This window comes from Borreliella carolinensis, assembly GCF_032595855.2.
In the GTDB taxonomy this organism is placed as follows: Bacteria; Spirochaetota; Spirochaetia; order Borreliales; family Borreliaceae; genus Borreliella; species Borreliella carolinensis.
This window is the reverse complement of the sequence record NZ_CP132453.1, coordinates 567,031-588,943: the sequence shown is the minus strand read 5'-3', so window position 1 is coordinate 588,943 and position 21,913 is coordinate 567,031. Positions and strand designations below refer to the sequence as shown.

General features: G+C 28.9%; 21 protein-coding genes and 1 tRNA gene. 7 read left to right on the top strand and 15 right to left on the bottom strand.

Going from position 1 to position 21,913, the window contains the following annotated elements; genetic code table 11:
* Positions 1-229 precede the first annotated feature (229 nt).
* Positions 230-817 (bottom strand): hypothetical protein, encoded by a 588-nt coding sequence (locus QIA46_RS02870; protein WP_231011738.1) that lies wholly within the window; start codon positions 815-817, stop codon positions 230-232.
* Positions 818-957: 140 nt separating this feature from the next.
* Here QIA46_RS02870 and QIA46_RS02865 point away from each other — a divergent pair, with 140 nt between their 5' ends.
* On the top strand, positions 958-1,482 hold the full coding sequence (locus QIA46_RS02865; protein ID WP_317268368.1) for a DUF1761 domain-containing protein: 525 nt from the start codon (positions 958-960) through the stop codon (positions 1,480-1,482).
* Positions 1,483-1,498: 16 nt separating this feature from the next.
* Here the strand turns inward: QIA46_RS02865 and pyrG are convergent, their stop codons facing one another.
* The 4 genes from pyrG to QIA46_RS02845 form a co-directional block, all read right to left on the bottom strand.
* Positions 1,499-3,100: a glutamine hydrolyzing CTP synthase gene (gene pyrG / locus QIA46_RS02860; RefSeq protein WP_317268367.1), complete on the bottom strand. Its 1,602-nt coding sequence runs from the start codon at positions 3,098-3,100 to the stop codon at positions 1,499-1,501.
* A gap of 187 nt (positions 3,101-3,287) precedes the next feature.
* Positions 3,288-4,139, bottom strand: coding sequence for a hypothetical protein (locus tag QIA46_RS02855; RefSeq protein WP_317268366.1), 852 nt, complete (start codon positions 4,137-4,139; stop codon positions 3,288-3,290).
* Between the two features lie 6 nt (positions 4,140-4,145).
* Complete coding sequence (locus QIA46_RS02850) at positions 4,146-4,952, bottom strand: ATP-binding cassette domain-containing protein (RefSeq protein ID WP_317268365.1); 807 nt, start codon at positions 4,950-4,952, stop codon at positions 4,146-4,148.
* Positions 4,953-5,015: 63 nt separating this feature from the next.
* On the bottom strand, positions 5,016-6,092 hold the full coding sequence (locus QIA46_RS02845; protein WP_301341704.1) for a glycosyltransferase family 2 protein: 1,077 nt from the start codon (positions 6,090-6,092) through the stop codon (positions 5,016-5,018).
* A gap of 200 nt (positions 6,093-6,292) precedes the next feature.
* Here QIA46_RS02845 and pyrH point away from each other — a divergent pair, with 200 nt between their 5' ends.
* The gene (pyrH, locus tag QIA46_RS02840) at positions 6,293-6,982 is read left to right on the top strand and encodes a UMP kinase (RefSeq protein ID WP_317268364.1); all 690 of its coding nucleotides are present in this window, start codon (positions 6,293-6,295) and stop codon (positions 6,980-6,982) included.
* Between the two features lie 8 nt (positions 6,983-6,990).
* A tRNA-Leu gene (locus tag QIA46_RS02835) sits at positions 6,991-7,074 on the top strand.
* Between the two features lie 196 nt (positions 7,075-7,270).
* Here QIA46_RS02835 and QIA46_RS02830 read toward each other — a convergent pair.
* From QIA46_RS02830 to QIA46_RS02805, 6 genes are read right to left on the bottom strand one after another with little or no spacing between them, the layout of a single operon-like run.
* The gene (locus QIA46_RS02830; protein ID WP_002557158.1) at positions 7,271-7,645 is read right to left on the bottom strand and encodes a response regulator; all 375 of its coding nucleotides are present in this window, start codon (positions 7,643-7,645) and stop codon (positions 7,271-7,273) included.
* Between the two features lie 39 nt (positions 7,646-7,684).
* Positions 7,685-9,460, bottom strand: coding sequence for a BB0569 family chemotaxis protein (locus tag QIA46_RS02825; RefSeq protein WP_014023785.1), 1,776 nt, complete (start codon positions 9,458-9,460; stop codon positions 7,685-7,687).
* A gap of 2 nt (positions 9,461-9,462) precedes the next feature.
* Positions 9,463-10,620, bottom strand: coding sequence for a CheB methylesterase domain-containing protein (locus QIA46_RS02820; protein ID WP_317268363.1), 1,158 nt, complete (start codon positions 10,618-10,620; stop codon positions 9,463-9,465).
* 57 nt (positions 10,621-10,677) lie between these two features.
* Positions 10,678-12,831 (bottom strand): chemotaxis protein CheA, encoded by a 2,154-nt coding sequence (locus QIA46_RS02815; RefSeq protein ID WP_317268362.1) that lies wholly within the window; start codon positions 12,829-12,831, stop codon positions 10,678-10,680.
* Between the two features lie 15 nt (positions 12,832-12,846).
* Positions 12,847-13,158: an STAS domain-containing protein gene (locus tag QIA46_RS02810; protein ID WP_231014209.1), complete on the bottom strand. Its 312-nt coding sequence runs from the start codon at positions 13,156-13,158 to the stop codon at positions 12,847-12,849.
* 12 nt (positions 13,159-13,170) lie between these two features.
* On the bottom strand, positions 13,171-13,710 hold the full coding sequence (locus QIA46_RS02805; RefSeq protein ID WP_301341699.1) for a chemotaxis protein CheW: 540 nt from the start codon (positions 13,708-13,710) through the stop codon (positions 13,171-13,173).
* A gap of 208 nt (positions 13,711-13,918) precedes the next feature.
* Between QIA46_RS02805 and QIA46_RS02800 the strand changes: the two genes are divergently transcribed.
* The 3 genes from QIA46_RS02800 (at position 13,919) to QIA46_RS02790 (ending at position 15,826) form a co-directional block, all read left to right on the top strand.
* Entirely contained in the window at positions 13,919-14,521 is a 603-nt protein-coding gene (locus QIA46_RS02800; RefSeq protein WP_301341698.1) for a BAPKO_0422 family outer member beta-barrel protein, read from the top strand.
* Between the two features lie 82 nt (positions 14,522-14,603).
* The gene (locus QIA46_RS02795; protein WP_317268361.1) at positions 14,604-15,128 is read left to right on the top strand and encodes a DUF3996 domain-containing protein; all 525 of its coding nucleotides are present in this window, start codon (positions 14,604-14,606) and stop codon (positions 15,126-15,128) included.
* Positions 15,129-15,283: 155 nt separating this feature from the next.
* Positions 15,284-15,826: a DUF3996 domain-containing protein gene (locus QIA46_RS02790; RefSeq protein WP_317268360.1), complete on the top strand. Its 543-nt coding sequence runs from the start codon at positions 15,284-15,286 to the stop codon at positions 15,824-15,826.
* A gap of 24 nt (positions 15,827-15,850) precedes the next feature.
* Here QIA46_RS02790 and gnd read toward each other — a convergent pair whose 3' ends face one another.
* Positions 15,851-17,245: a decarboxylating NADP(+)-dependent phosphogluconate dehydrogenase gene (gene gnd, locus QIA46_RS02785; protein WP_317268359.1), complete on the bottom strand. Its 1,395-nt coding sequence runs from the start codon at positions 17,243-17,245 to the stop codon at positions 15,851-15,853.
* Positions 17,246-17,357: 112 nt separating this feature from the next.
* Between gnd and htpG the strand changes: the two genes are divergently transcribed.
* The gene (htpG, locus tag QIA46_RS02780; RefSeq protein WP_317268358.1) at positions 17,358-19,208 is read left to right on the top strand and encodes a molecular chaperone HtpG; all 1,851 of its coding nucleotides are present in this window, start codon (positions 17,358-17,360) and stop codon (positions 19,206-19,208) included.
* A gap of 36 nt (positions 19,209-19,244) precedes the next feature.
* Here the strand turns inward: htpG and crr are convergent, their stop codons facing one another.
* The 3 genes from crr to QIA46_RS02765 are packed head-to-tail and all read right to left on the bottom strand — an operon-like array spanning position 19,245 to position 21,819.
* Complete coding sequence (gene crr, locus QIA46_RS02775; protein WP_301341693.1) at positions 19,245-19,814, bottom strand: PTS glucose transporter subunit IIA; 570 nt, start codon at positions 19,812-19,814, stop codon at positions 19,245-19,247.
* A 2-nt stretch (positions 19,815-19,816) separates the two neighbouring features.
* Positions 19,817-21,538 carry a phosphoenolpyruvate--protein phosphotransferase gene (ptsP, locus tag QIA46_RS02770; protein ID WP_317268357.1) on the bottom strand — a complete coding sequence of 574 codons (1,722 nt, stop codon included), beginning with the start codon at positions 21,536-21,538 and terminating at the stop codon, positions 19,817-19,819.
* 20 nt (positions 21,539-21,558) lie between these two features.
* A complete protein-coding gene (locus tag QIA46_RS02765; protein WP_014023773.1) occupies positions 21,559-21,819 on the bottom strand; it encodes an HPr family phosphocarrier protein in 261 nt (86 codons plus the stop codon).
* Positions 21,820-21,913: the final 94 nt, after the last annotated feature.

Genomic DNA, 21,913 nt, shown 5'->3' with positions numbered 1-21,913 from the left:
CATAAAAACTTTTTTTTGAATAGAGCCACACGTACTTAATTTGACATATTATTAAAACTCCAATATCAAATCAAATACATCAATAAACAAAAAAATATTTTTACATTTAAATGGTAAAAATTAACCACTTTGAAATAAATTTAAGATTTCATCTTAAACCATAAAACCATCTAAAGATACAAATCATTCTCCTCATTTAATAAAATTTAAAGCTAATTTTAAATTAAATTTACTTTCTCTTTACCCAAGAATAACGTCCACTAACCTCATTATACTCAAAAAGAACATCTCTGTAAGAAAAAAAACATAAAAAAATATCTATAAACTCTTCTAATTTGGCTTTAACTTTTGGCAAGTTAAAATCATTGTCAAAATTAAAAATATCGTCTGATTCTGCTTTAAATAATTTATCATCTTGTTTGAGAATAACTTTTTTGGGCTGCCAAAAAAGAACGTTGGTTTTTTTGTCCTGAAGAAAAAATCTATTAAATTCATAATCAAGATCAACTTGATCCGTTTTTGCTTCAACAATCCCAACAATAACACATTTTTCATGATCAATTCTTTTAATCAAAACAGCATCTGTAAGCACAACTCTCTCACCAACTTCAAGAGCAAACTGCTCTTCTATCTCATATTGCTTATTAAAAGGAAGATTTGCAATTTTTCTGAAAAGATTAAGAAGTATATACTTGGTGCTCATCTCTTTATTGCTTATTCTCAGACAAGGAATCTTCATTCTATACTTAAGCTCATCAAAAAAATATTTAACTAGTCTTTTCATTAAAATTGTTTTTCTAATGTCTTCTTCCTTCATTCAATCCTCCTAATAAAAATTGCCAAAAATTAAAGCTATTATATAAATATAATAAAATCTGAATCTTATTAAAGAAATAAAAAAATTTTATTATTATACTAATTATAATTAAATCACTACCTAAAATAAAAGAGGAAATTATGTTAATCAAATTTATGTTCTCAAATATCAATCTAATATTAATAATCAGTATGACTTTATTTAAAATATTATTAGAAATAATATACCGAAAAATATTATTAAAAAAAATAATTTACAGCACCAACACATTAAATACTCAAAAAAAACAATATAAAATAATTGTTATCTTTATTTTAACTTTAAATCATTTATTGCAAAGTTTTTTAGTAAATGCTCTTATCAATTTATTCAACAATTTAATAACTCTTACTAACAACTCTCTTGGAAACTTAACAGACTTAAATTACAATATATTATCTGCAATACTAATATCTAGCATAACTTGGCTTGCATTTAGCTTGCCCAAAGTAATAAACGATATAATCTATGAAAAAAGACCGCTTAATTTAACAATAGCTAATGCTTTTTTTGACCTTTTAATAATAATATTGCTAACCACATTCTCTAAATTATTTTTAAGCTACAAAATTTTGCAATTTGAGAACATTACAAACATTAATTTTGAAAACCTGACCACTCATTAGATAGCCAAATAGGCACTCAAATACAAGCTTTAATTAACCCCATAAAAAGCTTGGCTGGATTTTCTATTCTTGTAATAAGTTCTGGATGAAACTGGCAAGCCACAAAAAATTTATTTTCAGGAATTTCTATTAATTTTGCCATTTTAAAATCACTTGAAAATCCAGATACTATAAGTCCATTTTTTTCAAATAAATCTATATAATCATTATTAACTTCATATCTATGTCTAAATCTTTCAATTATCCGGTCTTGGCCATAAAGCTTAAAAGCTATTGTATTCTTTTTAAGAATTACAGGATATCCCCCAAGCCTCATTGTGGCGCCCTTATCTTTAATTCCCTTTTGCTCAGGAAGTAAATGAATAACAGGACTTTTTAAAGGTTTGTCTTTTGCTAAATTTTCTTCCGTATCAGCATCAAGTATTCCACAAACATTACGAGCAAATTCTATTACAGCAAGCTGCAAGCCAAGACAAATTCCAAGAAAGGGAATATTATTCTCACGAGCATATTTAATAGCCATAATTTTCCCCTCATATCCTTTGCCTCCAAAACCACCAGGAACAATAATGCCGTCAAACTCCTTTAGACGGTTTTCATTTAAATCATTAGAATCAATTATGGTGCTTTTAATAAGCAAATCTAAATTAGCTGCAACATGAACCAAGGATTCTCTAATTGATGCATAAGAATCATCAAGTTCAGCATATTTACCACAAACAGCGATATTAATAATTTTTTTAGGCGCAAAAAAATTAGATTTTATAACTCCCACAAGCTTTGAAAGCTCTTCTATTTTTGGATCAACCTTAATATTTAACTTAGAGCTTAAAATCTTATGTACACCTTGTCTGTAAAAAGATATAGGAATTTCATAAATAGTAGAAACATCAACATTGTCAATAATAGAAGTGCTCTCAACATTACAAAACATTGCCACTTTTTTTCTGATTTGATCTGTTAGTACTTGAGAGCTTCTAGCAATAATTAAATCGGGGAAAATACCTGCTTTATTTAGGGTTTTAACACTCTGTTGAGTAGGCTTAGATTTTTGTTCATTAATTCCGGCCGGGCTTGGCACATAGGTTAAGTGAATAAAAGAAATATTGCCACTTCCAATCTCTTGTCTTATTTGCCTTACTGTTTCAATAAATAAAATATTTTCCATATCTCCTACGGTTCCACCAATTTCAATTATTAACATATCGCTATTCTCAGAACTTGCAATCTGAAAAATTGTAGACTTGATCTCATCAGTAACATGAGGAATAAGCTGAACTGTTCTTCCCAAATATTTGCCCTTTCGCTCATTTTCAAGTATCTTTTTGTATATTTTGCCCATTGTAATGTTCCAACTAGACTTAGCATTAAGATTTAAAAATCTCTCGTAATGACCAAAGTCCATGTCAACCTCTCCTCCATCATCAAGCACAAAAACTTCTCCGTGCTCAACAGGATTAATAGTCCCAGGATCAGTATTTAAATATCCATCACATTTAATTGGAGTAACTCTAAAATCATATCTAAACAACCTTGCAATACTTGCCGATGTAACTCCTTTGCCAATTCCAGAGATCACTCCCCCTGTTATTACTAAAATCTTTAAGTTTTTTTTCATGTATACCCCAAAATTAAACCTTTAAATTTCAATCCAATTAAGTTCACTCTTAAGAAAAACTCACAAGTTATAATAAAACATACTTAATTGCATTAAAACAAACAAAAATATTAAACTAAACTAAAAATTATTAATGCTTAGCTACAAAGCTATTTCTAAGCCATTGTTTTAAATCTTTCAAACTATTTTAATTATAATTAACAAAACAATATAATGACCCTTTGATTAAATAGTAATAATTAAACATTGCCAAAAAAATTAAAAATCCAAGAATCGCAAACAAATTGCTTTTTTTTCTAATACTGCCAAACTCTACCATCTTGAAATATGAAGCTAAATATAAAAAAAATCCCAAACTATAAACTATTTTAAAAAATAGGTCACCTAAAAATCTATCAAAAGAAAAAATTAAATCTGAAGAACATGGCACATATTTAAAACCCCAATAAAGAAAAGATGTGAAAAAAAACAATAATACAATGACCCCTAAAAAGAATATCAAAACCTTAACAAAAGGATGAGTTTTAAAAGCTATTCTAAAAAACATAAAGATTGGGAAAATAGATAAAAAATTAAAATAGCGAAAAAATATAAAATCAGAAAGATATCTTAATTCTAAGAATGAAGTACCTTCACCTCTTAAAAAGAATGCGCTATCTAGAAATAGAAAAATATTAACCCCTAAATAATAAATAATTATTAAAATCAAAGGTAGAGTAAATAAATATTTAATTAAATTGAAAAAATAATGCTCAAAAGTTGAAACGGGCAAAGATAAATAAAGAATATTTCTAAACGGATCGTGAATTACTTTGTAATAATCACACATGGTAAAAATCGATATAATCAGGGTTAAAATAAAAATTTTAGGAGCAAAAAATTTTAAAAAATCAGTTGCTGAAAAATTAAAATAAAATCTAACAAGCAAATAAGATATAAATATCATTGCTAAAATTTGAATTATTAATAAAGTATAAAATTTTCTATTGTAAACAAAATCAAAATAAAATAAATTCAAAAATCTTTTTAAGCTAAACATCTTTTATTACCCCTCCTTTTTATTTTCAGTAACATATAAAAAGAAAAACTCAATATCAACAGCTTCATCTCCATTACTACTTTCAAAATAAAGCGCCTTAAACCCATCCTTATTTTTTTCATAATATAATTCATTTCCATTCAATTCGCTGATGATTTTAATCTTATAATTTTTATTAATATAAGATACTGAATTAGAGAAAAGAATTGACTTTTCCCCAACAATAATTAAATAGTCCACAACTCCTGTCAAATCCCTTACATTGTGACCTGTAATAAAAATGATCCTATCCTTTAAATTAGAAAGCATATTTCTAAAAACATTTTTTGAAACAATATCAAGACTATTTGTTGGCTCGTCGAACAACAAACAAGAAACATTTGTAGCCAAAGAGAACGCAATAATACTTTTTTTCTTCTGCCCAAAAGACGCTGAAGATAAATCAAGAGAAATATCAAGATCAAAATCCAATAAATATTTTTTAAAATCTGCCTTATTGAAATTTGGATAAAATATAGATAAAGCTTTGCTGTATTCAGCTAAAGACAATCTAGGAAGTGAAAATTCTTCAGGAATAAAAAATAAATTCACTAAATTCAAAGGATCTCTTGGAAAAGCTGCTAAAGAGTTAAATAAAACTTTCCCTTTTAGGGGCTCCAAAAGTCCACTTATAAGTTTAAGCAAGGTTGTTTTTCCAACTCCATTTTTGCCAAGAAGCAAATAGACCTGAGGCGTCTCAATGTTTAAATTTAAATCTGAGTAAACTTCTTTTCTCCTATAAGAAAATTTTACATTAACAGCCTCAATAGCCATAAACACTCCTTAATATCCTTAATATGTTAAAAGTTAAAAACTAATTAAATTAAAAATATAAATTTAATTTTTTATGAAAAACTTATAAATAAATATAGAAAAATTTACATAAAGTCTTGAGCTAAAATTCCAAATTTTTAGCATAATTCTAGGCAAAATTTGAATTTCATTAAATCCAAAATTTTTTGCATATTCATAACAATCTTGAAATTCAGACAATCCTTTAATCTCATCAAGAACAGAAATAAGCTTTTCTTTATAAGCCCTATAAACAAGCTTATCTGAAATACTCCAACTAATAATATAAATTTGCTTAAAAGAAATAAAATAATAAAATTGCAATAAAAATCTTTTATACAAATTTTGACATTCGTTAAAAATACCTTCTTTTTTTAATAAAGTTTCCATTGTATTAAGAGATAATTTAGATTTATGTAAAACACTAATAGAAGAGCTCATGCTTCCCATTCTTTGGAAATTAGTATAAAAGTAATTATTTACAAAAGAAACTTTAGAGGCTTTTAAAAAAATTTGCATAACAAAAACTATGTCTTCAAATACAACATTTTGCTGACGTATATTATTCTTTAAAATCAATTCCCGTCTAATCAATTTATCCCATAACGTTCCAACAACAAAATTTTTCCTTCCAAAAGTCGCATAAACAGTAAAAAGCAAATTTTTAAAAGCTTCTTTGCCTGTTAATGGATAATTGGGGAAAGGAAGCAGAGATTTTCTTTTTACATTTATTGCAAGAAAATAAATGTAAAATTGCGAACAAACAATATCAGAATTATCTGCTTTTGCTCTATTATATAGAACCTCAAGCATGGTGCTCTCTACAGAATCATCACCATCCCAATAAATAACATATTCCCCTTGAGCCTCAGAAAGTCCCCTGTCTCTAGAAGCAGAAAGTCCCATATTTTTTTGACTAAAAATTTTAATAAAGCTGTACTTATTAGCATATTTTTCTGCTATTTCTAAACTACCATCATAAGAACCATCATTAATTAATATAATTTCTTTATCTTTTAATGTTTGATTAACAGCATCCTTTATCATTGCATCAAGAGTTTCAGCCGAATTAAAAAAACAAATAATAACAGAAACTTTATACTTATGCACAATATCCTCCAAAATAAAAACTGCTAAGCAAAATCAAAGCTAAAACACTTAACAACAAATTCTTTTAATTTTTTGCATAACAATTAAATTGTAATATATAATTAACAAGTTTATATTTTTTCAAACTTATTTTTAATGAAAAGTTTAGCAGAAATTGCTATATTATTAAAAGTAAAAAATTTAAAAACCATTAACCCAAATAAGGAGCTTGGATGCTTGAAATAATAAGTCTTGGAGGAGGAGTAATAAATTCAAATCAAATCAACATAGAATTCATCAAAAACTTTAAAAACTTTGTTTTTAAATGGCTACTAGAAAATCAAAAAAGAAAAATCATTTTAATAGTTGGTGGAGGAAGAGTTGCAAGAGAATACCAAGACGCCTATAAAAAAATCAACCCTGATTTTAAAGTTCATGAGCTTGATGAGATTGGAATAATGTCAACAAAGTTAAACGCAGAATTTCTGTGTAAAGTAATGAATCCGCTTTGTAAAGACAAAATTGTCACCAATCCCTTAAAAAATTTTTCTTTTAAAGGGAAAATACTAATTGCTTCCGGATGGAAATCGGGATTTTCAACAGATTACATTGCCGTAAAATTTGCAGAAAAATTTAATAAAAAAGATATTATAAATATAACAAACGTAAATCAAGTTTATGATAAGGATCCAAAAAAATTTAAAAACGCAACCGCTTTTAACAAATTAACTTGGGAACAATTGCAAAATATTGTTGGCCAAAAATGGAATCCAGGCTTAAATTTACCTTTTGACCCAATAGCAACAAAGCTCTCTTCAAAACTTGGACTTACCCTTTACATAGTAAACGGGAATAATATTGAAAACTTAGAAAAAGTTTTTAACAAAAATAATGATTTTTTTGGCACTGTTATAGTAAAATAAAAGTTAATGCCGGTATGGCGGAATTGGTAGACGCGCCAGACTCAAAATCTGGTGAGGGCAACTTCGTGTCGGTTCGACTCCGACTACCGGTATTTTAATTACTCTTTTAGAAACTTCAAAATTACCAAGCATTACTAATAAAAATTTACATATAAACCTTATGATTAATAAAATTAAATTTTATTATTACAATAAAGATAAAACATCCCCTTTTAATATGTTATCTTTATTCTAAAATATTAATTGTAATAAAACTTCAAAGTCTACAAATTAATTGAAAATATAAACTTAAAATATCTTTGAAATTGTTTTCATTAAAGCTTCAGGATTAAAGGGTTTAACAAGCCAACCAGTAGCACCCGCTTTACGGCCCTCATCAACCTTAGATTGCTCAGATTCAGTGGTAAGAACAAGTATAGGGACAAAGCTGCCAAATTCCCTTATCTGCTTAATAACGCCAATGCCGTCTAAATTAGGCATGTTGATATCTGTAATAACAAGGTCAAAATCTTTATCTCCTTGCCCAACTGCTTCTTTAAACTTTAAAACCCCTTCTAAACCATCCTTTGCTTCTGAGACACCAAAACCGTTTTGTTCTAAAATATAAGCAACGCTTTGCCTTATTGCTCTATTGTCGTCAATAACCAAAATTCTTTTTTTCATCTAATTTTCTCCTAAAACCCTCCCAAAAGTATATAAAAATTAAAATAAAATTACACTACCCTCATCAAAGGAATGAACATCCTTGGCTTCCTCTATCAAAGATAATAAGTGTTTTTTATGAACAAATAAAGTAAATCGATTAGCAATTCTATTAACAAATTCTTTATCTTCAATCTCAATAGATTGAATTCCAACCTTAGATAATTCTAGATTAAGATTGAAATTTATTTTGCTTTCCATATTGCTTAAAAAGTTGTCTATATCCAAAAGAGAATTTTTTAAATTTCTAACATTGTAGACTTCTAACTTCATTTCTTCAAATATTTCCATAAATTCAATTGAAAAAACTTCATAAGACAAAATATTATCAATAGCTATATTCTTAATATCAAGAATATCATTTTTAATTTCCATAAATAATTTTTTAAACTTATTAAAATAATTTTTTTCAAGATAAAATCTATTGTCATAATCCTTAACAACTTTTTCAAGAAAAAAGATTATTTGATCTAAAAATTCTATTCCCTTGGTGATATTAGAGTCAATTTCTTTGATAATCTTAGACATTTCTGAAATATTACCTTCCATAGCTTTAAGCTCTGATCTTTTGACAACTTCTATCTTTGAGGCTATATTAATATTTTGAAACCTAGCAGAAATAGCTGAAATATTTGAAAACATTAATTCTAATGACTTTATAAGTTTAACCTGTTCATAATATAAATTTAAAAAATTAGAATTATTCTTCTCAACATCATCAATTCTTCTAAGCAGATCAGACAAAATGCTCGAAAATTGTTCTATTATTTTAGGAATATCTATGTATAAAGAATTATCAGACCTTAAATCGTTAATGGTTTGAATAGAACTAAGAGAAGAGTCAATAAATTTCTCAAAAACAGTATAATTTTTTTCAAGCTTTTCAAGAACATCCCTTACTATAGCTTTTGATGTATCAGTAAAAACTGATAAAATTTTTAATTTTTGGATCTCGCTTATATCTCTAAATTTAAAAACATCAATATTAGAATACATAATATTTAAATGCTGCAAAGATTGAGTTAACCTGTCTTGGAACTGAAGATAAGAAATAGAATTTACAAGTTTAAACTTAAATTGTGATAAAACTTTTAAAATATCATCATAAAGAGCAATAACGCTTCCTATTCCATCTGAAAAAGCATCTATTTTTTTCATTAAATTATCTCTAAATTCTTCAAGAATTTTATTTTCAGCCGTATTGCTTTCATATACTTGATTTTTAGCCCTATCTAAACCAATTTTAACTTCGCGCCCCTTGCTTGTAAGTTGATCTGCCTGTTTGATCATAGATTGGGTTAAAACCTTAATTTCACTTGTAATATAAGAAAAAGCTCCCCCAGCCTTACCCGCTCTCATAGCAACTGTTAACGTATTAATAGACATTATTTCCATATCAAGAGAGCTTTTCTTCATTCTTTCAATAACATCTTCAAGTATTTCTATATCTTTAACCTTACTCCGTATTATGCTAAATTGAGATTCAAGAGAAGTTGTTGAAGAATTAAAATAAGCAACAAAATCATCTAATGCTCCTATAATTTTAGCTATAAAATTATTCAAAGAAGCATCATTATCAAGATCAAGATTGGAAATCAAATCAATACTAAAAGATAAATCCTTAGAATCTTTGGAAATTTTTTCTATTAATTTAGGAATTGATTTGCTTAAATTTGAATAAATATGCCTTGTACTCTCATCAAAAGCTTCAAGTTTATGAAATAAGGTTGCCAAACAATCATTGACATCAAAAAAACCATTATTGTCATTATCCATTACTAAGATCTCCTCAAAACATGATCAGCTATTTCGCTTAAAGGAAGGATTTTGTCTACGGCTCCTATTTTTATAGCTTCCATTGGCATACCAAAAACAACAGAGGTTTCTTGATCTTGGGCAATAGTATAAGCGCCATTTTTTTTCATTTCAAGCATACAAACAGCACCATCATCTCCCATGCCTGTAAGGATAACTCCAATAGCATTAGAGCCTGCATACATTGCAGCAGACCTAAAAAGTACATTCACAGAAGGTTTGTGTCTACTAACAAGAGGTCCATCTAATAAGTTTACAAAATAATTTCCGCTACTATATTTTACAATCAAATGATAACTCCCATTAGCAATTATTACAAGACCCGGACGAAGAATGTCTCCATCTTCAGCCTCTTTAATATCAACATTAAACTCATTGTTTAAGTTTTTTGCAAAAGATTTTGTAAATCCTCCAGGCATATGCTGAACAATAATAATTGGAGGAGAATCTTTTTTAAAAGACCTTAAAAAAATTCTTAAAGCCTCTGTGCCGCCTGTTGAAGAACCCACAACAATAATTTTGCCAGTTTTGTGCTTATTGATAAGACCTTGATACTTAATAATAACATCCGGATCATTTTTGGGAGCAAAATTAATAACATCAGAAACTTTATAGCTTTTCCTTATACTTGAATCATCTAAACTATTTTCTCTCAATTCTACTTTAGAATTACTAGAAAAATCGGGTGCATGAATCCTTTTAACTTCAAAAGAAGATATTAATTTATTTTTGCCTAGATTTTTCAACTCCAGCTTTATTAAAGCTAAATATTTACTGCGAAATAAATCAACTGTAAGCTTAAAATTAAGCTTATTTATTATTAATCTAACCTTTTCCTTGCTTTGCTCAAGATGTCCAAAATTTGGAAACATTTCATTTTGCGCAATAAATACAACCGGAAGAGATATCTTATTAAGAACATTGTTTAAAGAATTTCCAAAATTAGATCTTGCTGTATTCTCATCAATAATAACTAAATCTGGGAATTTTTGTAAAAATACATTAATAAGATTTAAAGAATTAAAACCAGCATTTAATATCTCAACATCATTATCTTTAGAAAAAGCTCTAACAAAAACCTGCTTTATAAGACCTTGAATATCAATTACTAATATCTTCATTGTTATATTTTAATATTTTTAACCTTTAAAACCAAAAATCTGTATTTTCGATTTTCTTTATTTTATAAGTTTAGTTATTGCATCAATATCAACAACCAAGGCCAAACTTCCATCACCAAGTATAGTGGCCCCAGAAACCCCTTCTACTCGAGAATAAATTTTACCCAAAGTTTTTATAACAGTTTGATGTTGCCCCAAAACCTCATCAACCACAATGCCCATTTTCCCGCTATTTGTATTTACAACAACAACTTGCTCATTTAAACTCTTTTCACTAGAAACCTGAAAAAACTCTCTAAGCCTAATATAACTAATCATGCTGCCCCTATAATTCATTACATTGCTTTTAGTTTCAATCCCATCTATTTGAGAAATTAACTTACTAGATTCTAAACAAGACTCAACATTAGAAAGAGGAACAATAAAGTGCTCATCTTTTACTCTGACAAGCCAACCTTCAATAATAGCCAAAGTCAATGGGAAAATTAACTTAGTTCTAGTATACTTTCCAAATTCACTTTCAAGTACAACATGCCCCCTTAAGGATTCAACCTGTTTTTTAACAACATCCATGCCAACTCCACGGCCTGAAATATCAGTAACAGAACTTGCAGTTGAAAATCCAGGTTCAAAAATCAAATTATAAACATCAATATCTGATAACGTTTTGGCAACTGTGTCAGAAATTATATTACGCTCTATAGCTTTTTTAAGTATTTTATTCTTATCAAGCCCTCTTCCATCATCCTCAATAATAACAATAACAGAATCTCCAGATTGACAAGCTGAAAGCTTAATAACACCTTTGGGATCTTTACCCAAACTTTCTCTTTCTTTAGACGATTCAATTCCATGATCTATTGAGTTGCGAACTAAATGAACCAAAGGCTCATTTAGCTTTTCAATAATGCTTTTGTCAAGAACAGTGTCGCCTCCATAAGCATGATAAATAATTGACTTGCCAAGACTAGTAGATAGATCTTTTACTATTCTTTGAAATTTCACAAACAAAATTTCAATAGGAACTGTTCTAAGCCCTGTCGTATAATCTCTAAGCTCATTAATAAGTAAAGAAAATTCTGCTGATATTGAATTTAAAATATTGCTATTCCTATTTTCAGCTTCTTTTGAAAGTTTTGACTGTATTGTAACAAGTTCTCCAACAAGATTTACCAAATGATCAAGCTTTTTAGAATCTACCTTAATGCTAGCAATATTAACTTTGCTTCTAGCAGTGTCATATTGAACATTAGATCTATTTTTATCTCCATTTAAAAAGGACTTTTCAACAAATTCCGATTTTTCAAATGAAGAATTAGCAGAATCTTTGCTGCTTCTGTCTAGACGCAATAAATTAAAATTTTTAGGCTCTTCATCATCATCCTCATCTGCCTCTAAACATTTATCCAATTCTTGAATATCAATTTTTGATTGAGAATCTAAAAATGTAAAAATATCTTCTATGCTCTCTCTACTCTCTTCTGTGTTTAGTCTTATCTCCCAATCAACATAAACATTATCAGGAGAAATAAGCTCTAAATCAGGAATGTTATCTACCTTGGCTCTAACATAGCCACTACCCAAATTAATCAACTTGCTCAATAAATTTATAGGCTTGTGCCCATGAAACAAAATACCCTTAGCCGGAGAAAAAAGAATTTTGTAACTCTTAAATTCAGATTGCAAAGCCTCATCATCAAATTTATTCTCTGAATTTACTTTAACAGATTCTTCTAACTCTTCTAAACCCGAGTTGTTATTAGACTTTGAAAAATCATTTTCCAAAGCTTCTTGAAAAGCACCCTTGGCATCATTAAAAACCCCAAGAACCTTTTTAATTTCATTTACCAAAAACTGTTTACGCTTATCAAAGTCGATCTCAGAAATTGCTTCATCGCCTTCAATAAGCTCTCTAATAAAATCAACAGACATTAAGGTAGCATCAATGGCAGCTTGATTAAAAGTGGTCTTACCATTTTTTACAACATCAAGAACCGTTTCTATTTCGTGGACAAGAGATGCTGTAAAATTAAAGCCAAACATACCAGAACTTCCCTTTATGGTATGTAAATTTCTAAAAATAGAATTAATAATATCTTGATCTGAGCTCACCTCAAGATTAAGAAGTGCCTGCTCAATATCTGAAATATTTTCTATTGATTCTTCCTTAAAGGAATTCTTAAATTTATCAATCACATCACTACTATCCATAAGCTTTCCTTAAATCTAAAATCCAACTAAATTAAGTCCCAAATCAAAGCTATCAACATCTTCAATATCCACTAAAAACCCGCCATATATTAATGAACTTAAAACCTCATCTGACGGATATTCAATTTTTACAAACAAATTTCTATTCTTGGCATATTTATTAGATGCATACAAAATTTGTATAAAAGTAATATCTATTTTTTCAACATTTGAAAGATCAATAGTAAGAGTATCTCCCTCTTTCATTTTTTTAAAAATATGCAACAAATCTTCTTTTACCTTAAAAATACTATTTATTACAAGCTCTCCTTCCGGCCTATAAATCATGACTAAAAACTCCTATTGCTGATATTCAGGATCATATATTGTTGTATTTCTAAATTTAGAAAGCTCTCTAACGTCAAATAAATTTTCTACATTTAAAATAATAATAAACTTATCATTACTCTTGCCAATTCCTGAAATAAATTTTGAATTAAACCCTGATCCAATCTTAGGAGCATCATCAATACTAAATGGATCTAATTCAAGAACTTCATTTACATAATCTACTAAAATTCCAAGATTAAATTCATCTCCCTCGTAAACTAAATTCAATATAATAATATTTGAAATGTTAACTCCCTTATTTCTCTTTTTATCATCCTCATCAACAGTTCGATCACTCATTCCAAATTGTTTCCGAATATCAATTATTGGAACGATTTTACCCCTATTATTTATTATTCCTGCCATGTAGTTGGGAGTTCTTGGAATTTTTGATATCTTGGTATATTCTAAAACCTCAACAACATATTTAATCTCAATAGCATAAAGTTCGTCCAAACTAAATAAAAGATATTGACTTAAAGAATCTTGCACATCTGAATCTGTGCCCATAAACGCCCCTTTAAATGTAATTTAAATCGCAAATAGAATGCTAATATCAAGATTAATATTACTTCATATATTCATAAATACAAATTAGAAGTTAATAAAATTTAATTTTCCAAAAACAATAAAAAATATAGTTTTAAAAGAATTCTATCTTATAATTTAAGGTAGAAAGTTGTGCTTTAAATTAAATTTCACATAAAAAAAGTTAACAATGCAAAGTAAAAACAAATTAATCAAATTATTAATAATTATTACGCTATTTTTCAATGTTGGGAATATTTTCACAAACGAAAAATCTAAAAACAACATAACTGGTCAAAACAGTGCAACTATTACAAAAATAGAAAGCTTAAAAACAAAAACTAAAATAAAATTGGGCTTTATTTTGCCTTACCCTACTGCAATAGAATTCAGTATCAATAACTTTGATATTGGGGTAGGAGTAACAATATTGAGCGTCTCAGAATTTTTTCCAAAATCACCAATAACATTGCTATTTAAAACATATTGTGACTATATATTTTTAAATTCAAGAATTAAAAATTCAAATTTTATCTTTTTCTTGGGATCTGGCCTATTTTTTGAAATAGGCAAAATTGCAAACCCAAATTTAACAAATGTTTCTTCTGGGATTACCTATAAAATCGGAGTAGGCTTACCCTTGGGAATAATATATGAGGCTTATTATGACATTATTGAAATTATAATAAAAACAACACCATCAATTTTCATTGGCCAAATGCCTACTGGGAATTTAATATTTCCAATAAAAGGTAACTTTTCTATTGGAATAAAAGGCTCTCTTAAAATATAGCTTTCACTTTTTAGATAAAAAAAATTATTGAACTAAAATTTTTTTAAAAACTAGAATGTTGTACTTAGGAGACAATAACACAATGAAAACAAAAATAATTATTATGTCAATTATTATTTTACTTTTATTGGCACCAATATCAGGATTTGCTAATTCAAAAAACTCTGCAAGGGGTAAATTTGGAGCAGGAATTATACTTCCATTACCAATTGCTTTACAGATTAATATAGGAAGCTTTGATCTTGACATTGGTCTTTACAGCGGAGTAAATAATTTATTTTCAGACTGGAAAACATTGTTTATAGCACTGGACTATATTTTCTACATATATACATTCTCAGGGACCGCTAATATTTTGGATTTTTCAGTTGGCGCAGGAGGATATGGAACAATATGGTTTTCAAGATTTGGAGGCAGCAAGTCGGGCTCAGGACCAATGAGCATTGGAGCAAGATTGCCCTTGGCTTTAAATGTTGCAGTATCTAGAAAAAAATTCGACATATTTCTACGAATAGCACCAGGACTTGGAATGAACATTTGGAGTAATGGCATTGGATTTAGATGGGAAGTATTCGCAGGATTAGGACTAAGATTCTGGTTTACTTAATAATAAAATTCTTTTTTAAAAAGAAAAATTGTTAAAAAATCAAACCGCTCGCTCCCAAAAACTTAAACATAAGATTTAAGATAAAGGGTCTTGTTTTTATTGTTTTAAAATTTAAAAATAAAATATAATAATAAGACAAAATTTGGGAGACAACGGTGAAAAAAATCTTTATATTATTTATCATGATTGCAAATATATCTACAAACAGTTTTGCAAAAGATTCATATTTAAATAGAGGAATTGGCTTTGGAGCAAGCATTGGAAATCCAATTATTAACTTAATAATGTCATTTCCTTTCATTGATTTTGAAATAGGCTATGGTGGTAGCAATGGAATAAATCTATCGGGCCCCAAACTTGAATCAAAATTTTATGATTTTAATTTATTAGCAATAGCAGCACTTGATTTAATTTTTACAATATCTTTGATAAAAAATTTAAATTTAGGAATTGGAATAGGGGGAAACATAAGCATATCGTCTCAAACATCTAAATTAATAAACGTAGAATTGGGATTTGGAATGAGAATTCCGTTGGTTATTTTTTACGACATTACAGAAAATTTAGAAATAGGTATGAAAATAGCACCTTCAATAGAATTTATCTCAAATACAAGATCTCTTGCACAACACAAAACCTACTCGGGAATAAAATCAAACTTTGCCGGGGGAATCTTTGCTAAATATTATATCTTCTGATACTAATGTTCTAATTCATTTAATTTATTGCCAATCGCTATGAAAAAATTCACCTCGTTTTGAGTCTAATCTTTCAAAAGAATGAGCACCAAAAAAATCTCTTTGTGCTTGAATTAGGTTAGAAGGGAGGTAATTAGTGGAATAAGAATCTAAAAACGAAAGACTGGCATAAAATGCCGGCAAAGGAATCCCAATTTCACTAGCCTTTGAAATTATCCTTCTTAAGGACTTGTGATTATTTTTTAGCAAATCTAAAAAATAATCATCAAAAAGCAAATTAATAAGATGCGGATTTTTATCATAAGCTAATTTAATTTTATCTAAAAAACTGCTACGAATAATACAGCCCTCTCTCCAAACCAAAGAAATTTTACCTAAATTCAAATCCCAACCATAATTCAAAGACGCAGTTTTAAGCATCATAAAACCCTGAGCATAGGCTACTATTTTTGAAACTAAAAGAGCATAATAAAGATCTAAAATCCAATCACTAAGCTCAAATTCAAAAGAAGCAGTATCCATCTTAAGCAAATCGCTAGCAATAATCCTTTCGTGTTTTAAACTCGACATAAATCTTGAAAAAACAGATTCAACAATTAAATTTACAGGCATACCGGATTCAAGGGCATCAATAGATGTCCAAACACCGGTGCCTTTTTGATTTGCAATATCTAAAATCTTATCAACTAAATATTCATTATTTTCTTTATATCTAAGAATCTTAGAAGTTATTTCTAGTAAATACCCTGAAAGATCGCCTTCATTCCATTTTTCAAAAACTTCAGAAATTTTCAAATTATCTAAATTGAAAGCTTTTTTCATGAAAAAATAAACCTCGCTGATAAGCTGCATATCAGCGTATTCCACGCCATTATGTATCATTTTAACATAGTGCCCAGAGCCGTTCTCTCCAATATAAGTCGAACAAATATCATTGCTTTTGGTTTTAGCTGCAATTTTATTTAACATGGGCTCAAGAATTTCATAAGCCGATTTACTTCCTCCATACATTAGTGCAGGGCCAAATCTTGCTCCTTTCTCCCCTCCAGAAATTCCAAGTCCCACAAAATAAATGTCTTTAGCAAACAATTCTTTTTCTAATCTCATTGTGCTCTTATAATGAGAATTCCCACCATCAATAATTATGTCTGATTTATTCATAAAGGGCAAAATTTGCTCAATAACCTTTTCTACAGCCGAACTTGTCACCATTAAAATGATTTTTTTTGGAGTTTTCAAGCTTTTAATAAAAGATTCAATATCTTTAAAACCATTTATCTTTTTATGAGAATTTTGTTTAACAAAAATTTCAGTTTTTTCACTATCTCTATTGTAAACAGAAACATTAAAACCGTTATCAGCAATATTTAGAGCTAAATTGCCGCCCATAACACCAAGTCCATAAATTCCTACATCCATTGCATTCTCCTTGATTCTAATTTTCTATTTTAAACAAATTGCTTTATTTATTATTTTTAGATTATGTTATATCATAAAAAAAGTAAAGATTAAATTAAAAAGGAAAAGCTACATGAAAAAACAATTTGATACAGAAGTAAATGATTTGCTTTATTTAATCATCCACTCTCTTTACTCACATAAAGAAATATTCTTAAGAGAATTGATATCAAATGCGTCTGACGCAATTGATAAGCTCAAGTTTTTAAGCTTGACAAACGAAAAATTCAAAAACATTGCCCTAGAACCAAAAATAGAAATATCATTTGATGATAAAAGCATCCTAATTAAAGATAATGGAATCGGAATGGATGAACAAGATTTAACTAATCATCTTGGCGTAATTGCAAAATCAGGAACTAAAGAATTTATTAATAATTTAAAACAAGATGAAAAAAAATCTGCAAACCTAATTGGCCAGTTTGGGGTTGGATTTTACAGCGCATTTATAGTATCAGAAAAAGTAGAAGTTACATCAAAAAAAGCACTAGAAAGCGAAGCTTATATTTGGTCTAGCGACGGTAAAACAGGATATGAAATAGAAAAAACAAAAAAGGAAGAGTCAGGCACAGAAATAAAGCTTTATCTTAATAAAGAAGGTCTTGAGTATGCCAATAAATGGAAAATTCAAGAAATTATCAAAAAATATTCAAATCACATAAATTATCCGATTTATATTAAATACAGCGAACCTATAATGAAGGACGGAAAACAAGAGGGAGTAGAAGAAAAAGAAGAAAAATTAAATGAAACTACCGCTCTTTGGACAAAAAATAAAAGCGAAATTGAAGCAGAAGAATATAATGAATTTTATAAAAATACAACCTTTGATTATGAAAATCCATTGATACATATTCATACAAAAGCCGAAGGAAATTTGGAGTATACTAGTTTATTTTACGTCCCAAGTAAAGCTCCTTATGATTTATATTACCCAAACACTAAACCTGGGGTAAAGCTATTTATAAACAGAATCTTTATTACAGATTCTGAAGGCAGCTTGCTTCCAAACTATCTAAGATTTATAAAAGGAATTATAGATTGCCAAGATTTACCGCTCAATGTAAGTAGAGAAATTTTACAGCAAAATAAAATTTTGTCTAAAATAAAATCATCTTCTGTAAAAAAAATACTAAGCGAGCTTGAAAAGCTCAGCAAAAAAAATCCTGAAAAATATTCTGAGTTTTCTAAAGAATTTGGAAGATGCATTAAAGAAGGTGTTTATTCTGACTTTGAAAACAGAGAAAAGCTTATCTCATTAATAAGATTTAAATCTTCAAGTGTAGATGGGTTTGTGTCTTTTAAAGAGTATAAGGAAAGAATGAATGAAAGCCAAAAAAGCATTTACTACATAACAGGCGGCAAAGAAAATATATTAAAAGAAAACCCAATAGTAGCTGCCTATAAGGAAAAAGGATTTGAAATCCTAATCATGGACGATGAACTTGATGAAGCTATCTTAAATCTAATTCCAGAATACGAAGGATTAAAGCTAAAAGCAATAAATAAAAACGAAACCAGTAATGAATTAAAAGATGAAAATTTCAAAAAAATTGAAGAAGAATTCAAAGATACCCTTACAAAAGTAAAAGAAATCCTTAAGGACCATATAAAAGAGGTCAACCTATCAGCAACATTAATAAAAGAACCTTCAGCAATAATAATTGATAGCAACGATCCAACTTACCAAATGCAAAAAATCATGCTGTCAATGGGACAAGAAGTAAAAGAAATTAAACCAATACTTGAATTAAACCCCAATAATAAAATAGTCCAAAATTTAAAAAATCTAGAGCCTGATAAATTAGAAAAAATAAGCATTCTCCTTTTTGAGGAAGCAATGCTAACTTCAGGAATGCCTAGCAAAAATCCAGGAAAATTTATAAATATAATAAACGAATTTATAGAAAAAGACTTCTTATAATTAAAGTAAAAAGAGAGAGCCTAAAACTCTCTCTTTTTACTTTTTAACTCGCAATACCAAATCTTTGCCTGCTGTAACAGGCTTTGCCTGAGATATTTTATGCCTAATTTCTTCTGTCAAAGCGGTTGAAGATAACAAAATATATTCAGAACCATTTTCAAGCCTTCCAAAAGAATATTCTATGCTTGAAACTTCATCAGAATTTGCAATAACAACTGGAGTAATAACGGATTCTGAATGTTCTTTTAAATATTCAAGATCAAGTCTAATAATAACTTCACCCTGTTTAACATTGGTGCCTTCTTCAGCAACTCTTGTAAAACCCTTGCCATTTAAATTAAGAGTATTAATTCCAAAATGGACAAAAATTTCAACGCCCTCTTTAGTTTCAAGACTAAAGGCATGATTGGTTTTAAAAATTTTACCTATTTTCCCATCACAAGGCGCTAACAACTCATTACTTGTTGGAAGAATTGCAATTCCATCACCAACTATTTTTTCAGCAAAAGCTTCATCGGGAACCTTATCAATTGACATAACTTTTCCACTAATCGGAGCAATCAAATCCAATGTAGCGGTTTTTTTAAAAAAATCTAAAAACCCCATAACTAATCTCCTATAAATTTATCAAAATAACTTAAAGTTTCTCGCTCGGAATCACTATTTAAAACCTTATTTGCCAATTCTTCTAATTCCATTATTGTGTACTTTTTAAGCAAATATTTAATTCTAAGTGTAGCACCAGGAATCATGCTCAAAGATCTAAATCCAAGGCCTACAAGAAGCAGTGCTCCAGCATCATCTCCTCCAAGCTCACCACAAACAGACACATCAATTCCAGAACTAACACCATCATCAAGAACCTTTTTGATTAATTTCAACACAGCAGGATTATACTTGTCATATAAATTTGATATTTTTTGATTACCACGATCAACAGCTAAAACATATTGGGTTAAATCGTTAGTCCCTATACTAAAAAATTTCAATTTATTGGCAAGTTTAAAAGAAATTAAAGCTGCAGAAGGAACTTCTATCATGCAACCCACTTCCAAATTTTCATCAAAAGGCAAGCCTCTGGACTTTAAGTTAATTTTTGCATTATTCACAAAATATTCTATTGTTTCAATCTCTTCATATCTGGTAAGCATAGGCACCATTACCCTTATCTTCCCATAATGGCTGGCCCTAAAAATAGCATTAAACTGCGCCTGGATCAATTCCTCATATTCCTTGTACATCCTAAGCGCCCTAAATCCTAAAAAGGGATTTTCCTCTTTCTTAAAATTAAGATAGGGAATTTCTTTATCCCCACCAACATCAAGGGTACGAATCGTAACAACCCCTTTTTTTTCCATTGTTTCTATAACTCTTTTATAAGTTTCAAACTGCTCATCCTCTGTTGGAGGTTGTAAAGATTTCATATATAAAAATTCTGTTCTAAAAAGACCTATTCCTTCAACACCATATTTATTAACATAAGTAATATCAATAGGTGTTCCAATATTTGCCTTTAAAAACACCTTTACGCCATCTTTTGTCTCAGCATCTTTATCTTTTAAAGAAAAAAGCTCTTTTTCCATCTCTACTTGACGCAAAATCTTGCTCTCATAAAGATCAAGCTCAACAGCAGACGGATTTTTAATAACAATAGAAGACATTGCATCAATTACTATTTTATCACCATCCTTTAACTCATCAATATCTAACAAAGTCATAACAAGCGCTGGAAGCCCCATTGTTCTTGCCAAAATAGCAGCATGAGAAGTTTCTCCTCCAACCGCAGTTAAAAACCCTTTAACATAATTTAAGTCAAATTGCATAGTATCAGATGGGGTTAATTCCTCGGTAACAAGAATAATATCTTTATTAATCTCAGAAAAATCGGTTACTTGGCCCAAAATTATAGAAATTAATCTATTTCTAATGTCTTTATAATCAGACGCTCTTTCTTTTAAATAAGGATCTTTATAGTCTTCTACGCTTTTAACTAAATTTTCAAACGCTAAATAAATAGAATATGCGGCGCTATAATTTTCCTTTGTAATAAGCTCAATAACAAGTTCGGAAAGCTCATCGTCTTCAACGATCAACACTTGACCTTCAAAAATACCTTTTTTATCATCTCCAAATTGAAGCATAGCTTTTTTCTCAAGATCCTTAAGAGCTTCAATTGCTTTTGACTTCGCTTTATTGAATTTTGATATCTCGCTATCAACTTGAGAAAAGTCTATTTTTTCTTTGCTTATAATTTTATCAAAATTTTTCCTAATACAAAGAACTTCTCCAATGCCTATCCCCTTGGATATTCTTTTGCCCGATAAAGTCATAACTTAAATCCTTTTAAAATTCATTCCTTAAAAGATTCGATAAGCTCTGCAAGCTCTGAAGCAGCGATCTCCTCATCCTCACCCTCAGCACATATCAAAAGCCTTTTACCTGCTGATAATTCTAAAGTTTGAAGTCTGAACAAACTTTTTCCGCTAACGGATTTTCCATCAGATTCTATTGTTATCTCACTAGAATATTCTTTAGCTTTTTTTACAAAAGTCGATGCAGGCCTAACATGTAAACCGTTTACAGCCTTAATAATTGCTTCTTTTTTTACCATAAGTACAGAAACCCCTCATTATGTATATTATTTTTTGATTAACTTTTTACATTATAATACATAAAAATAAATTATATATTCCCTTTATATAAGA